The following is a 14,468-nucleotide window of genomic DNA, read 5'->3' on the forward strand; positions in this document are numbered from 1 at the left end:
TTATTTTAACTTAATAAGAACTACCATGAAAACCCATTCCATTTTGAAGTCATTTACCTTTTCATTTTTATTGCTAGGAATAGCACTCTTGATCTATGGCTGCAAAGCCCAGCGAGTAGACACCCAAGGCATTGTCGGCCAAGTTTACTGGGTGGAAGGTAATTTGATGCCCACCATCACTGAAGATAATTCGACTGTTCCTAAAAAGCCGGAAAGAGAAAAAGTAAAAAGAACCATCAGAGTGTATGAGCGTACCCATATCAATCAAGCCACTATGGGAGATGTGCTTTTTACAGCTATTGAAACTCCTATGATTGCAGAAATAGAAACCGAAGAAGACGGTAGTTTTATCATAGGACTTGCGCCCGGCAGTTACTCAATCTTCACCGTAGAGGAAGACGGTTACTTTGCCAATATCTATGATCTCGATAGTTATATTCAACCTATAGAAGTGCATGATGGAGAATGGACAAGCACCGAAATACTCATCAATTACAAAGCTGTTTACTAAACTCATTTTCAATTAATTAGATCGAAAGCACTCCTGGATCAGGAGTGCTTTTTTATTCTTAACACAATTTTTCTTCATTTTTTTCGATAATGCGTGCAACCCTTTTTGTGTAACTTGTATCTACCTTATTGAAAGCCAAACAATATGTTTATCAGAAAGACTTTTACAACAGAAGCTGACATCATAAAAGGTTGCCTCCAGGGAAATAGAAATGCCCAGAAGCACCTGTATGATCAGTATGCTGGAAAGTTTTTGGCCATCTGCCGCCGATACATTAAGGACCGTGATCTGGCGGAAGATGTCATGATAGAAGGCTTTATGAAGATCTTTGAAAAATTGACTCAGTATGAAAGTAAGGGAAGTTTCGAAGGGTGGATGAAAAGAATCATCGTAACCCAATCACTACTGACCTTGAGAAAAAACCAAAAACTCTCCATGGAGGTCAACTTAGAGTATCACCTGGAAGCTGGCATGCCACATTATGAGTTTGTGGACATGGAAGCCAATGAGTTGATGGAAATGATCCAAGAGTTACCGGTGGGATACAAAACAGTTTTCAACCTCTATGCCATAGAAGGTTACTCCCATGCTGAGGTCAGTGACTTATTGGGGATTTCGGAAAACACTTCCAAATCCCAATTGAGCAGGGCCAGGGCCTTGTTGAAAGAAAAGATCACCCAAATACAATCAAAAGAAAGGAGCATCAATGGATAAGCAAAAACACCCAATCGACGAACTTTTTAGCCAAAAGCTAAGAGAACATCAAGAAAAGCCAAGCGCTTTGGCTTGGGAAAAGCTGGACTCCCAGTTGGGGCCTGCTAAAAACACAACCAAGTGGGTTTGGATGAGGGTGGCGGCTGTCTTCCTTGCCGTTTTTGCATTGACCTATGTACTCTGGGATCAGTCAGAAACCATTAAGACCAACAAGGGACCTGAACTTGCCCAGCAAGATATCCAAATCAGTCCTGCTGAAGAAAAAGCCAAGGGTCAGACAGAAGAGCCCCCAACTATTTCCGAAAGTACTTCAAATACTCCAACAGAAAATGAAAGTGATCAAGAGGATAAGAATAGTATTCCACCAACAATAATAGAAAACGAAAAACAGTCGGTTCGTAATACCCAAAAAGAAGAGAATGTACCTCAGGCATCTTTGGTTGCAGAGCAAGTGACCCCGGTAGAAGTGCCTGAGCCAAGTAATCCTGAGCCAAGTAATAAAGTGAAGGAGTTGGTTCCTGAATTGGAGGTACCTGAAGTAAAAATGGAAGAGCTGATTGCTGACAACTCCCCCATTGCTCCTTCTGAAATTCAGGAAACTGTTGCTTACAAAATCAGCATCAAATCCAATGGATTGACTGAAAAACCTAAGAAAGAAAACATTGTCGAAGAGATCGGAGACAAAATCAATACCCTAGGTGGATTATTGGGCAAAGTAGACCAAGGATATGCAGACCTGCAGGATGCAAAAAACAATCTCTTTGCTTCATTGATTACCAAAAAAGACAGAAACTAAGCATTAACTTTAATTTCAATAAGATGAAAAGATATTTGTTGGCCGTCATTTTTATGGCCTTGATACAGACCGCTTTTGGTTACGACAGCACCTCTGTGGCTGCCAAAGACAGCATCATCGTTGAGTATGGACATTCCGGAAAGATCGTGATCCTTGTCGATAACAAAGAAGACTTCCAAAAGCTTAAAGCACTGGATGTCAATCAGATCATCCGGGAGTTGGACTTGGAGTTGGATGAAGAAAGCGGAGAGCTTACTGTAGTGGAAATCAAAGACAAAGATGGTAAAGGAAAAGAAATCGTTCGCGTAGAAGAAGGAGGAGCAGAAACTGCTGTATCTGTAGGCCGCCTCAAAGTGATCGTCGATGAGTCTGGACCAAACACCCAGGTGCGCATTGAAAAGCGAAAAAAAGTTGAACCTCCTTTCAGAACCTATTTCAATGTAGACCTAGGCATCAACAATTACCTGCGGGAAGGTGGTGGCTTCCCTACCTCAGATGACCCTTATGCCGTGAAAGGTTGGGGAAGCTGGAATGTGGGACTCAACTGGATGGCCAGCCAACGATTATCCAAAGGATTCTATTGGGATTTCGGCCTAGGGGTACAGTGGTACAATTTCAAATTTGAAAACCGGGACTACCAAGCTGTGAGGGGCGATGAAAGTGTAGAATTTATTCAAAGAACGGATGTGGATGGCTTCAAAAGCAAAGTATCTGCATCCTATATCACCGCCATGACGCTCTTAAAACTGGATTTTGGCAGGATGAATGACAATGGTGAAAAAGGGCTTAAAATCGCCGCAGGCCCCTATTTTGGTTACAGAGTGGGTGGAAGGAGCAAATATGTTTACCGTGAACTTGATGGTTCTGGGAGACATAAGGACAAGTTAAACACAGGCATCTACCTCAACAATGTAAGATATGGTATTCGCGGAGAAATTGGCGTTGGCAGGGTAACCTTCTTCTCTACCTACGACCTTAATGAGCTCTTCCAAGATGAAAAAGGTCCTGCATTGAATCCAATTGTTTTTGGACTGGTATTTTAATCAACAGGGATGCCATCCCTGTATTTCATAAATGACTTTGACATGAAAAAACTGATTTATACCATAGGGCTGATATTCTGCGTATCTTCTTTTTCCATTGCCCAAGAGACTGTAGGAGATAATAATATTAAAAAGACCAAAGAATTCAAGCTTTTGGGAAGTGAGTGGAAATATGAAAAGTACCATGATGCAAGCTGGAGCCTGACGACAAAAGGCACCAATACTGATATCGAAATCAGTGATCATAAAAACCGTCGGCACAGGTCTTCCCTGCACTTTGACCTAGGGATCAACTCTTGGGTCAATGACAACTCTGCCCCTACTGTTAAAGCATGGGGAAGCTGGAATGTGGCCATCAATTACCAACACCAATATAAGATTTCCGATCACTTCTCTTTGATCCCCAGCTTGGGCGTAAGTTGGTATAATTTCAAATTAGAGGACAAAGATCTTATCGCTCTAAAAACCAGTGAGGGGATCGTTTTTGAAGAATATGAAGATGGCGAAGGCACAAAGTCAAAAATTGCAGCCTCCTTCCTCAATTTAAGTTTCATCCCTACTTTCCACAGCGCTAATCAGCGCTTTGGCATTGGCTTAGGTCCTTATATGGGCTATAGAGTGGGTGGTAGGGGTAAATTCGTTTACGATGACGAAGATGGAAAATCCCATAAAATTATTGAGAATTCAAACATGTATGTCAACAACATCAGGTACGGGGGAAGACTGACTGTAACTGTAAGCAATGTTGACTTTTACGTGAACTATGACCTCAATGAGCTTTTCCAACAAGACAAAGGGCCGGAAGTAAACGCCCTTAGCTTCGGTTTGATTTTATAAAATTATCAGAACAGGATTACAATCTTTCCAACATTCATAACCAAGAACAGCATGAAAACATTGACTAATACCCTAAGGGTGGCTTTCCTCTTTCTTTTTTTAGGAATGGCTTCCTCCTACGGACAATCGAAAATTCAGAAGAGTTTTGAGAACATCAGCAAACTTGAAATTCAAGGTGGTAGCATAGAAATCAGCTATGAAGGTAACACTTCCCAATCCAACATCCAGGTGGAAGCAGATATGGGAAGTGTAGAAAATGCGGATAAGAACCTGATATTTATTACGGTTGGTAACACATTGAAAATATCCTATCAAACTCCATCCAATAGCTGGAAGAGCAATGACAAGGGTAAAAAATATGTACATATTTCCGGTCCTAAAAACATAGAACTGAGCGCAAGCAATTCCTCAGGAAAATTACATATCAAGGGAGTATCCTCACCTAGTATTGACCTAAAGGCCAGCTCGGGAATGATCTTAGTCGAAGATATTGAAGGAGAACTTAACTTGGCGGGTTCTTCTGGTAAGGTTGAAGCCCGCAATATTTCTGGTGAAGTAAACTGTAAAATGACCAGTGGTATTATGGAACTGGAATATATCAAAGGCAATACCAACTTAAGCTCCAGTAGCGGGAAGATCAAAGCCCAACATATTTCCGGAGAACTGAATGTTAAAATCACCTCAGGAAGTGTGGACCTAGAAGACATCTCTACACTGGGAGAGCTAAAGCTTTCTTCAGGAATGATGAGTGCCAAAAAAGTAGGCTTCGGCCCGAACACCTCTTTTATGGGGTCTTCAGGTGCTTTCAAAATCAAAGCTACGGCTATGCTTGACCAATACAATTATGACATGAGTGCAGGAAGCGGAATGGTAAAGGTCGGTAAAATGTCCTCTAGTGACCGCTTGGTAATCGACCACGATGCCGATCATACCATTATTGGAAAGATCGGATCGGGCATGATCTCCATTGAAGAATATTGACAAAAAAATCCCCGGAAATTCATAGATTTCTGGGGATTTTTTTATTCTTCTCTTCGGCCGAAATCCGCCACAGTTTGCAGGTCTTCTCCTTTTAACTTCAAAAGCCTGATAATCCTATCGGGAGTGGGCTTGCCCAAGGAAACAAAAACCAAGGTCACTGCATAAAGCACGGTAAAACCAGCATTTTGATATATCAAAAGTCCTATGGCACATAAAAACCCTGACACAAACAGTTGCCAAAATCTGGTCATGGTCATACTACTGTATCTTTCCAGTTTTGCTTCTAAGGGCATTAATGGGTTTCTTAACTTTTTCAAGCCTTGATTGAAGTTCACAAAACTGATCAGCAGCAAAGCTGAAACTAACCCCAGCAACACCGGCTTTAAGGCATCTGGCAAACTAGGGATGTCCAGATTCATGTTACTGCTAGTAGTATACAGATAGGCAAATGCGAAAGCTGGCAAAGGAATAGCAATCAAGATGAGTACATTCCTTTCCAATATCCTAAAATTCTTCTTCAGCATATTCATCAGCTCAACCGATATCTACTTTGACATCTCCTGAGGTTGGGTGAGAAACACAGCAAAGAATGTAACCTTCTTTCTTTTCGTTTTCACTTAGTCCTGCATCTTGTTCCATGCTTACTTCTCCACTTGTCAATTTACCCCTACAAGCTGTACAAAGCCCACTTTGACAGCTATAAGGCATATCATGTCCTTCGTCCAAGCCTGCTTCCAGGATGGTCTTCCCAGGAGGTACTTCAAAAGTATAGGTCTCCCCTTCGAGATTGATACTTACTTCACGCGTCAAAGCTGTTTGACTATCGAGTTTTTCCTTGGCTGCTTCTTCCGCCTCATCAGAGGAGGATGTATAGAAGCTCTCCCTATGGATAGAATCATGAGGAACGTCCATTTTCAACAGTGCTTCCACACTCGCTTCCATTAATCCTTCTGGACCACATAAAAAATACTGTTCCTTTTCGGCTTCTGAATAATGTTTTGACTTCAATACATCTTCTATCACGCTTTCATTTAGCCGCCCCTTAAAACCTGACCATTCTTCAGATGGCTGCGAAAGAATATGCACCACTTCAAATCGACCTTCATATTTCTTGGTCAAATCCTGAATCTGCTGATCAAAGATAATTTGATCCTCCGATCGGTTACAATAAATCAAAGTCACCTTAGACTGTGGTTCATTGACCAAAACAGACTTACCAATCCCCATGATCGGTGTAATACCACTTCCTCCTGCAATCATGATGAAGTGATTTTTGTTCTTCGAATGGAAATCAGTAGTAAAGTGACCTAGGGGTTTCATCACCTCTAAGGTCTTTCCAGACTTGATATTTTCATTTAGAAAATTGGACACCACTCCACCATCAATTCTCTTTACCGTAATACCAGGATGTGGATCTAAATATGGAGAGGTACACAGGCTGTAAGACCTTCTTTCTTCCTTTCCGTTCACCTCTAATATCAAGGTCAAAAATTGACCAGGCTGATATTCCAAGTATGGTTCTGGCTGCTCAAAATATATACTGACTGCATCAGGAGTTTCCTTTACCACCTCTCTGACTTTCAGTGACAAATATTGACTTCCTCTTTTCTTCTCTTCTTTATTTTTCTTGAATAGGCTAAATAACATTCTTCTTTGAATTTTATCCTGTATTGTTATTTGGCTTCAAAATTAAGGCCGATTTTTTTAAAATCCCCCTAATCCTAAAGTTAAAATCCTTTATAAAACACATTATTCAAAAAGATGTTCCCAAAAGCGGAACAATAGATCAGTTTAAACCATACATCTAACATTAATAAGCGCGTTTTGTACTTATAGTGACCACTGCACTGATATTTTTTTCTCGGCACTGTAGCGTTTTTACATAAGCTTACGTTTCGAGAACAAAAGCAGAAAAAGAAAGAGAAGTAATAGATTAAACCAACATGATTATGTTAACTGGAGTAAACAATAAAAAAATGCTTATGAATTGGAAGAGAACACTTGGACTCTTTTTCCTGGCCCTATCACCTTTAGTGATTACCAGCTGTTTGGATGATGAAGATGCAGCCGATATTCCTCCTGTAGCTTATGTGGCTTACTACCATGGATCACCTGAAACGGGAGCTGTCAGTATCTATGCGGACGGAAGACTGTATAACACCAATAACTTTGAGTATACTGACTTCTTTACTTATGGAAATTATTATACGGGTGAGAGAAACCTTTCTTTCAAAAACAAGAATGCGGCCAATTCATTATTGGACACAACTGTAACGCTTAATGAAAACCAACCGTACACTTTCTTCTTTATTGATGGAGAAGAGTCAGCCATGGAAACGGTCATCGCTGAGGACAACTGGGACGAACCTTCTGAGGGCAAAGCCATGATCAGATTAGTACACTTATCTCCAGATGCTCCAGCAGTAAACCTTGTCGTAAATGATGATGAAGCAGCGACTTTCTCTAATCAGGAATACAAAAATGTTACTGATTTCGTAGAAATAGATGCGGAACTTACTTCCTTTAGCATCACCAATTCAACAACTGGCGAAGTAATCTTGACAGCAGAAGACCTTGACCTTCGCACACAAAGAATCTATACCTTTATTGTACGAGGTTACGCAGCTCCTGAAGAGACCGCTTCTTCAATCGATGACCTAAGCTTGCAAGTCATCAGGAACTATCCGAATTACTAAAAATTATTCCAACTATTGTTCATAAGCGCGGGGGTAGGTTGTCCAAGAGACAGCCTACCCTTTTTGTTTGAGCCAGTATAACAAGCCTTTGGATGAAAATAAAACCAAATAAGGGGGCTTTTACGTTATAAAAAATTATTTTTGCAGCGTCATTCAATTTCAAACAGAAGTTATCATGAATTTAAATACGCTGACCGCTGTATCCTCTGTAGATGGAAGGTATGGAAGTAAAACAGCCCCCCTAAGAGCCTTTTTTTCTGAGTATGCCCTAATCAAATATAGAGTACGGGTTGAAGTGGAATATTTCATTGCCTTATGCGAAATGCCTTTACCGCAGTTAAAGGGCATCTCCAAAGACTTATTCCCAAAACTCCGTGCGATAGTAGATAACTTTTCAGAATCAGATGCAGAGGCCATCAAAGAAATAGAAAAGACTACTAACCATGATGTGAAAGCGGTGGAGTATTTTTTGAAAAATGAGTTTGACAAGTTGGGACTGGAAGCCCAGAAAGAATTCATCCATTTCGGGTTGACTTCCCAAGACATCAACAACACTTCTACTCCACTTATGCTGAAAGAAGGTTTGGCAGAGGTTATACTTCCTTGCTTAAACGAAGTTATAAGCAAGCTCAAAAGCCAAGTCGAAGAGTGGAAGGACATCTCCATGCTCGCCAAGACCCACGGACAGCCTGCTTCTCCTACCCGCTTAGGAAAAGAGTTCCAAGTGTTTGTCACGAGACTTGAAAACCAACTTGCCCTTTTGGAGCAAGTTCCCCATTCAGCCAAATTTGGTGGAGCTACCGGAAATATGAACGCCCATAAAGTGGCCTATCCTGAGCTAGAGTGGACTGCTTTCGCCAACAATTTTGTGACGCAATATTTAGGCTTGGAAAGAAGTTTCCCAACCACGCAGATTGAACATTATGACAACCTTGCAGCTCTATTTGATGGTCTAAAGCGCATCAATACCATTTTGTTGGACCTCTCAAAAGACGTTTGGCAATATGTCAGCATGAACTACTTTAAGCAAAAAATCAAAGCAGGTGAAATTGGTTCTTCAGCCATGCCCCATAAGGTCAACCCAATTGACTTTGAAAATGCAGAAGGTAACTTGGGCATTGCCAATGCCTTGTTGGAGCACCTGGCGGCCAAACTCCCGATCAGTAGACTTCAAAGAGACCTTACAGATAGTACGGTATTGCGCGTAATTGGTGTGCCATTGGCCCATATGTTGATTTCATTTGAGTCCTTGAAAAAAGGTTTGGGCAAATTGGAGCTTAACCAAGCGGCGATTGAGGCGGATTTGGAAGAAAACTGGGCTGTAGTGGCAGAAGCCATCCAGACTGTCCTCAGAAGAGAGGCATATCCAAAACCGTATGAAGCATTAAAGGAACTTACCAGAACCAATTCCAAAATCACGGAACAGTCCATAAAGGAATTTATTGAAACCTTAAATGTTTCTGATGAGATCAAAGCAGAGTTGAGGGTGATTTCCCCATTCAACTATACTGGTTTGTAATAATTATAGGATTCACAGAAAAGAGGCTTTCCTTGTAGCTTAATGCTTTAGGGAAAGCCTCTTACTATTTTATCAGTTTCCTAGGCAAAAAAATCTCCGCCAACATGCAGCGCACACTACCTCCGCCCACTTTTTCGATTGTTGGGATATCGGGGATAATCACCTCTGTATATTTTTCAATAATCTGCTTTTGCCCTGCTTTCAAACTTTTATAAGCTGTCCGTGACATTACAGTAAACTTCTTCCCTTTATCATTATGCAATTCCAGCATGTTACCTGCAAAAGCAAATTTTTGTGGAATAGTAATGGGTACAATTTTCTTTCCGTTCTTTTCCAAGCTTTCCTTGATCTTCATCTTCTCGGCTTTTCGCTCGACACTGTCCAAACAAACTACTGCCAACTGCGTCCCAATGTGCATCATCACATTAGTATGATAGATAGGAATTTTCTCTTTTTGAAGCACTTGTACAGCCGAAAACTCAAGAATTTCATATCCCATCAACTGTTCAAAATAATGTAAGGGAACCGGATGGGTTCTTTCAGAAATACATGCATAGGCCATTTGATACTGTCTGTCCAGTACCAAACTTCCGGTACTTTCCAGGAATTGACCATCATCCTCAAAAAATGTAAGGTCCACAATTTCCTCTACCTTATACCCCTCTTCTGAAAGTGTATCTACCAGATCTTTTCTTCTTTCCTTTCTCCTGTTTTCTGACAGCATGGGATATAGAAGTAAGCGACCATTGTAGTGGGTGCTGAACCAATTGTTGGGAAAAACAGCGTCAGGCTTGGCGGGCACTTCACTATCCTCCAAAACTATGACATGAATGCCCTTTGATTTGAGCAGTTCCACAAATCCATCAAACTCGCTCAAGACTACATTTTGCAGCTCACCATCAGCTCTTCGGTCAAATTGTTGGTATAAATTGTCCTTCGCTGTTTCTGGGTTGAACCCAAAAGCGGCCGGCCTTACCATCAATACTGTCGAAGTTGTTTGTAATGCCATCTTTTCATTTTATCCCAGAACACAATCGTCCCTCTTTATCGAAAGTGCAAAGTTACAAAACAACAGCTTTCTAGCTCATTGTTTTTTATAGTACTGGTATAAAATTGGTTTGATCCGGAAACGCTCTTCACTCAATGAAAAATAACTGTTTCCATTTTTGGCAAAACCAATCGCCTCCCCCTGAGGTTCTGGCACATAAGGCAATTGAACGGGGCTTCTTGATAGGGCTTCAGCTAGGCTCTCTCCTTCTTTTCTTTCCCAATGATAAATCACCCAATAATTCTTAATAATAATCTCTTTTCCATCTGGAGAAATATCTCCTCCAACAGACATGGTGATGGGCAATTTTTCTATTTTTTCAAGCTCCAGCTCTCCTTCATCCAATTGGTCTACAGGTGCCCGGTACAATACATTACTGGAGTCCCTCTTACTAACAATATAAACATCACCGTTCCATGGGTCTACCATCAGGGTTTCAGCGTCCTTAGCCCCATCAGGGTAATTTAGTTTGATCACCTCTGGCTCTACCTCCACTTCTGATTCATCAGCATTCGGTTCCTCAAACCTTAATAGTCTGATGGAATGATATTGAGCTTCATTATCTCCTATTTCTCCGACATAGATATAAGACTTTCCTTCGCTTCCACCTGGCCCTACTGCGATATCCTCCCAATCCCTATTATGGGTATTTAACAACTTTATTTTACCAATAGAATTCCCCATTGAATCAAGCTTATAGACAATAGGCTCTCCTCCGCTATCATTATGGGTATATAGCAAATTATTATACGTTCTAGAAGCAGCAATACCACTGGCTTCATTTAGAAGTTTTGCGTCAACTTGTCCTCTTTCCTTGCCGCTATAGTACAAGGAATCCTGAACTTGTGGATTAATTCTGACTTCATACTTGTTGTAGATTTTCTCTGACAATAAATAGGGCATCAATGAGGCCAAAAAGGTCAGTTTCAGAATGATGTGGAAAATAAATTTCATAAGCCAGCATTAGCAAAAGAAAGACCAATCAATAACAGGAACTCGGGATTTAATGTTAAAAAAACCTAAAAAAAGTGGTCCGCCAAGGCGAACCACTTTCGAATAAACCGTTTATTAAAATCTAATCTGCTTTTTCTTTTTTCTGTACTGTAATCGTCAGCTCATCTCCTTTACCGGAGTAGTCTGCCTTGATCACATCCCCTTCGGACAACTCTCCACGAAGAATTTCCTCAGCAATAGCATCTTCCAAGTATTTCTGGATTGCCCTGTTTAGTGGTCTTGCACCATATTGCTGATCATATCCTTTGTCGGACAAGAAGTCCTTGGCTTTATCAGAAAGTTCAATTTTGTAACCCAAATCAGTAATTCTACTGAAGAGTTTTTCCAAACTGATATCGATGATTTTGTGAATATCCTTTTTATCCAAGGAATTAAAGACCACTACATCATCTAGCCTGTTCAAGAATTCTGGACTGAAGGCTTTTTTCAAAGCACTTTGGATGGTTGACTTCATCACTTCATCCATATTTTCTTCCTTAGCTTTAGAGGCAAACCCGATTCCTGAACCGAAATCTTTCAAATCCCTCACACCAATATTGGAAGTCATGATGATCACCGTATTTCTAAAGTCCACTCTTCTGCCCAAACCATCAGTAAGGATACCATCGTCCAATACTTGCAACAACAAGTTGAACACATCAGGGTGAGCCTTCTCTATTTCATCCAGTAAGACTACTGAATATGGCTTTCTACGAACCTTTTCAGTCAATTGTCCACCTTCTTCATAGCCGACATAACCTGGAGGTGCTCCTACCAAACGGGATACGCTGAATTTCTCCATGTACTCAGACATGTCGATACGTACCAAAGAATCTTCCTTATCGAACAAGTAGGTAGCCAGCGTTTTTGCCAACTCTGTTTTACCTACTCCTGTTGGGCCAAGGAAAATAAATGATCCAATAGGCTTTTTAGGGTCTTTCAATCCTACTCTTGTACGCTGAATGGCTTTGGTCAACTTCTTGATTGCATCATCCTGACCGATTACCTTGCCCTGCAACTCCTTACCCATACTTAGAAGCTTGTTTCCTTCGTTTTGGGCAATTCGCTTGGCAGGAATGCCTGTCATCATCGCAATAACCTCTGCAACGTTATCTTCCTCAACGGTGTATCTCTTGGTCTTACTTTCTTCCTCCCACTTGGCTTTTGCATTTTCCAATTGCTCCAGAAGCTTTTTCTCACGATCTCTCAACTGGGCGGCCTCTTCGTACTTCTGACTTTTGACTACCCTGTTTTTCTCAACCTTGATATTTTCTACCTCTTCTTCCAACTTCAGGATTTCGTCTGGCACATGGATATTGTTAATGTGCACACGAGCACCCGCCTCATCCAAGATATCAATTGCCTTATCCGGCAAGAATCGATCTGAAATGTATCGGTCTGAAAGCTTCACACATGCATCTATGGCTTCAGGAGTATAGTTTACATTGTGGTGATCTTCGTATTTGTCCTTGATGTTGTTTAGGATCTGGATGGTTTCCTCTGGTGAAGTGGCATCTACCATCACCATCTGGAACCTTCTGGCCAAAGCACCATCTTTTTCAATATATTGTCTGTACTCATCCAAAGTAGTTGCACCGATGCATTGGATTTCTCCACGGGCCAAAGCAGGCTTGAACATATTGGACGCATCCAACGAACCGCTTGCTCCACCTGCACCTACAATTGTGTGCAACTCATCAATAAAGAGAATTACGTTTGGAGATTTTTCCAGCTCGTTCATCACTGCTTTCATTCTCTCCTCAAACTGACCTCTGTATTTGGTTCCAGCCACTAAAGAAGCAAGATCCAAGGTCACCACGCGCTTGTTAAAAAGAACTCTGGAAACTTTCTTCTGAACAATCCTCAAAGCCAAACCTTCCGCGATGGCTGTTTTACCCACGCCAGGTTCACCGATAAGAATAGGGTTGTTTTTCTTTCTTCTGGAAAGAATTTGCGCAACTCGCTCAATTTCCTTTTCCCTACCAATAATCGGATCCAATTTATCATCTTCCGCCATTCGGGTAAGGTCCCTCCCAAAATTATCCAAAACAGGAGTTCTGGACTTTTCTGTTGAACCTTTGCCTCCTCCACTGGAAGAGCCACCGGACGAGCCGAAAAGTTTGCTGCTTTCCTCATCTGTATCATCTGCCTCAGCACCTGAGCGAGGGGTCTGATCAGTTTGGAACTCTAGCATTTCTTTAACGGTATCATAAGTGGTATCGAATTTATGCAGAATCTGGGTAGCGATGTTGTCTTCATCCCTAAGGATTGACAACAACAAATGTTCTGTTCCGATAAGTTGGCTTTTAAATATTTTAGCTTCCAAGTAAGTAATCTTCAGTACTTTTTCAGATTGCCTTGTCAATGGAATATTGGCCAAGTTTTTAACATTATGGTTGGCCGTCCCTTTGACCGCGCGCTCCACAGAATTGCGAAGCTCATCCAAAGGCACTCCTAATTTCTTTAATATGGAAACAGCGACACCTTCCCCTTCACGGATCATGCCCAGCAAGAGATGTTCGGTCCCAATGTAATCGTGTCCCAGACGCAAAGCTTCTTCACGACTTAGAGAGATCACCTCTTTCACTCTATTTGAAAATTTTGCTTCCATTTAGTTCCTTTCTGAATTGTGAATAATTCTATACTTAATTTTACCGAATTTGTTTTAAAAACACAATTCTTTTAAAGATTGTTCAGTTGTTTTTTTTGGATCTTGCAATAACCTCTTTAGATAGAGGGCCTTCGCAAAACAACAAATCGATAATACTTAAATTTGGTACAAAGTCTGAGCCAAATAATTGGTGATAGGGGCTTGGGCAATATAAATTTCTAGACTCAAATGATTCCTTTGCAACTATTTTACTTCTTAGGTCTTCCTCTGAGGGCTTATCAGTGTAATTGGATGTTAGGGTAATTTTTGTCTTGAACTTTAAAAGCTTCAGACAAAGTGTCAGTAACTCGAGATTGAAATCAAACAAATTGTCAACTTCTCTCTGAAATACATCCTCAAAATACGGAAAAAAATATTCAAAAAAAGGAGCCTTCCCATAGGCACTTTTGATCCCTCTTAGATGAACATTCTTCCATTTTTGGTGATAATCGATATTTATCTTACTATATTTTACTTTTTTGTTACCTCCAACTACAGGTATACTGAGTGTCTCCACCTTATTGGCCAAACGAACCAACGACCTATTTCTGTATGTCTGCTTCTGATAATTGTCATGTGCTTCCAGCCTTAATTCATCGAAATCTTGAATAGCTACAAAAAATTCGATGGGTGGCAGGTAAAACAAATCAGCTACAATCACTTTATTTTCCATGCCCAAA

At 40.9% G+C, this 14,468-nt stretch carries 14 protein-coding genes; 8 read left to right on the forward strand and 6 right to left on the reverse strand.

Annotation, left to right across the window (positions count from 1 at the left end):
* Window positions 1-25 precede the first annotated feature (25 nt).
* The 6 genes from JL001_RS01755 to JL001_RS01780 all read left to right on the forward strand — a co-directional run bounded on the left by JL001_RS01755 (window position 26) and on the right by JL001_RS01780 (window position 4,882).
* Window positions 26-511, forward strand: a complete 486-nt coding sequence (locus tag JL001_RS01755; RefSeq protein ID WP_200974405.1) for a carboxypeptidase regulatory-like domain-containing protein — start codon at window positions 26-28, stop codon at window positions 509-511.
* A gap of 144 nt (window positions 512-655) precedes the next feature.
* On the forward strand, window positions 656-1,225 hold the full coding sequence (locus JL001_RS01760) for an RNA polymerase sigma factor (protein ID WP_200974406.1): 570 nt from the start codon (window positions 656-658) through the stop codon (window positions 1,223-1,225).
* Window positions 1,218-2,021 carry a hypothetical protein gene (locus tag JL001_RS01765; RefSeq protein ID WP_200974407.1) on the forward strand — a complete coding sequence of 268 codons (804 nt, stop codon included), beginning with the start codon at window positions 1,218-1,220 and terminating at the stop codon, window positions 2,019-2,021. Before JL001_RS01760 ends, JL001_RS01765 begins: the two co-directional genes overlap by 8 nt.
* Before the next feature lie 23 nt (window positions 2,022-2,044).
* Complete coding sequence (locus JL001_RS01770; protein ID WP_192009016.1) at window positions 2,045-3,064, forward strand: outer membrane beta-barrel protein; 1,020 nt, start codon at window positions 2,045-2,047, stop codon at window positions 3,062-3,064.
* A gap of 42 nt (window positions 3,065-3,106) precedes the next feature.
* Window positions 3,107-3,901: an outer membrane beta-barrel protein gene (locus JL001_RS01775; protein WP_200974408.1), complete on the forward strand. Its 795-nt coding sequence runs from the start codon at window positions 3,107-3,109 to the stop codon at window positions 3,899-3,901.
* 51 nt (window positions 3,902-3,952) lie between these two features.
* Entirely contained in the window at window positions 3,953-4,882 is a 930-nt protein-coding gene (locus tag JL001_RS01780; RefSeq protein ID WP_200974409.1) for a DUF4097 family beta strand repeat-containing protein, read from the forward strand.
* 41 nt (window positions 4,883-4,923) lie between these two features.
* Here the strand turns inward: JL001_RS01780 and JL001_RS01785 are convergent, their stop codons facing one another.
* Both JL001_RS01785 and JL001_RS01790 read right to left on the reverse strand, forming a co-directional pair.
* Window positions 4,924-5,406, reverse strand: a complete 483-nt coding sequence (locus JL001_RS01785; protein ID WP_236252673.1) for a hypothetical protein — start codon at window positions 5,404-5,406, stop codon at window positions 4,924-4,926.
* 10 nt (window positions 5,407-5,416) lie between these two features.
* Window positions 5,417-6,529, reverse strand: coding sequence for a ferredoxin--NADP reductase (locus JL001_RS01790; protein WP_200974411.1), 1,113 nt, complete (start codon window positions 6,527-6,529; stop codon window positions 5,417-5,419).
* 335 nt (window positions 6,530-6,864) lie between these two features.
* Here JL001_RS01790 and JL001_RS01795 point away from each other — a divergent pair, with 335 nt between their 5' ends.
* Both JL001_RS01795 and purB read left to right on the forward strand, forming a co-directional pair.
* On the forward strand, window positions 6,865-7,578 hold the full coding sequence (locus tag JL001_RS01795) for a DUF4397 domain-containing protein (protein ID WP_236252675.1): 714 nt from the start codon (window positions 6,865-6,867) through the stop codon (window positions 7,576-7,578).
* A gap of 175 nt (window positions 7,579-7,753) precedes the next feature.
* Window positions 7,754-9,097: an adenylosuccinate lyase gene (purB, locus tag JL001_RS01800; RefSeq protein ID WP_192009022.1), complete on the forward strand. Its 1,344-nt coding sequence runs from the start codon at window positions 7,754-7,756 to the stop codon at window positions 9,095-9,097.
* Window positions 9,098-9,161: 64 nt separating this feature from the next.
* Here the strand turns inward: purB and ctlX are convergent, their stop codons facing one another.
* From ctlX to JL001_RS01820, 4 genes are all read right to left on the reverse strand, one after another.
* Window positions 9,162-10,106 carry a citrulline utilization hydrolase CtlX gene (gene ctlX / locus JL001_RS01805; protein WP_200974413.1) on the reverse strand — a complete coding sequence of 315 codons (945 nt, stop codon included), beginning with the start codon at window positions 10,104-10,106 and terminating at the stop codon, window positions 9,162-9,164.
* Window positions 10,107-10,181: 75 nt separating this feature from the next.
* Entirely contained in the window at window positions 10,182-11,099 is a 918-nt protein-coding gene (locus tag JL001_RS01810; protein WP_200974414.1) for a hypothetical protein, read from the reverse strand.
* A 121-nt stretch (window positions 11,100-11,220) separates the two neighbouring features.
* Window positions 11,221-13,749, reverse strand: coding sequence for an ATP-dependent Clp protease ATP-binding subunit (locus JL001_RS01815; RefSeq protein ID WP_200974415.1), 2,529 nt, complete (start codon window positions 13,747-13,749; stop codon window positions 11,221-11,223).
* A gap of 82 nt (window positions 13,750-13,831) precedes the next feature.
* Window positions 13,832-14,461, reverse strand: a complete 630-nt coding sequence (locus JL001_RS01820; RefSeq protein WP_200974416.1) for a WbqC family protein — start codon at window positions 14,459-14,461, stop codon at window positions 13,832-13,834.
* Window positions 14,462-14,468: the final 7 nt, after the last annotated feature.

Source organism: Echinicola sp. 20G (genome assembly GCF_015533855.1).
In the GTDB taxonomy this organism is placed as follows: domain Bacteria; phylum Bacteroidota; class Bacteroidia; order Cytophagales; family Cyclobacteriaceae; genus Echinicola.

Excerpts from the sequence above, each read along its gene's own strand:
- JL001_RS01755 (WP_200974405.1), top strand. The coding sequence starts at position 26 with ATGAAAACCCATTCCATTTTGAAGTCATTTACCTTTTCATTTTTATTG.
- JL001_RS01760 (WP_200974406.1), top strand. The coding sequence starts at position 656 with ATGTTTATCAGAAAGACTTTTACAACAGAAGCTGACATCATAAAAGGT.
- JL001_RS01765 (WP_200974407.1), top strand. The coding sequence starts at position 1,218 with ATGGATAAGCAAAAACACCCAATCGACGAACTTTTTAGCCAAAAGCTA.
- JL001_RS01770 (WP_192009016.1), top strand. The coding sequence starts at position 2,045 with ATGAAAAGATATTTGTTGGCCGTCATTTTTATGGCCTTGATACAGACC.
- JL001_RS01775 (WP_200974408.1), top strand. The coding sequence starts at position 3,107 with ATGAAAAAACTGATTTATACCATAGGGCTGATATTCTGCGTATCTTCT.
- JL001_RS01780 (WP_200974409.1), top strand. The coding sequence starts at position 3,953 with ATGAAAACATTGACTAATACCCTAAGGGTGGCTTTCCTCTTTCTTTTT.
- JL001_RS01785 (WP_236252673.1), bottom strand. The coding sequence starts at position 5,406 with ATGCTGAAGAAGAATTTTAGGATATTGGAAAGGAATGTACTCATCTTG.
- JL001_RS01790 (WP_200974411.1), bottom strand. The coding sequence starts at position 6,529 with ATGTTATTTAGCCTATTCAAGAAAAATAAAGAAGAGAAGAAAAGAGGA.
- JL001_RS01795 (WP_236252675.1), top strand. The coding sequence starts at position 6,865 with ATGAATTGGAAGAGAACACTTGGACTCTTTTTCCTGGCCCTATCACCT.
- purB (WP_192009022.1), top strand. The coding sequence starts at position 7,754 with ATGAATTTAAATACGCTGACCGCTGTATCCTCTGTAGATGGAAGGTAT.
- ctlX (WP_200974413.1), bottom strand. The coding sequence starts at position 10,106 with ATGGCATTACAAACAACTTCGACAGTATTGATGGTAAGGCCGGCCGCT.
- JL001_RS01810 (WP_200974414.1), bottom strand. The coding sequence starts at position 11,099 with ATGAAATTTATTTTCCACATCATTCTGAAACTGACCTTTTTGGCCTCA.
- JL001_RS01815 (WP_200974415.1), bottom strand. The coding sequence starts at position 13,749 with ATGGAAGCAAAATTTTCAAATAGAGTGAAAGAGGTGATCTCTCTAAGT.
- JL001_RS01820 (WP_200974416.1), bottom strand. The coding sequence starts at position 14,461 with ATGGAAAATAAAGTGATTGTAGCTGATTTGTTTTACCTGCCACCCATC.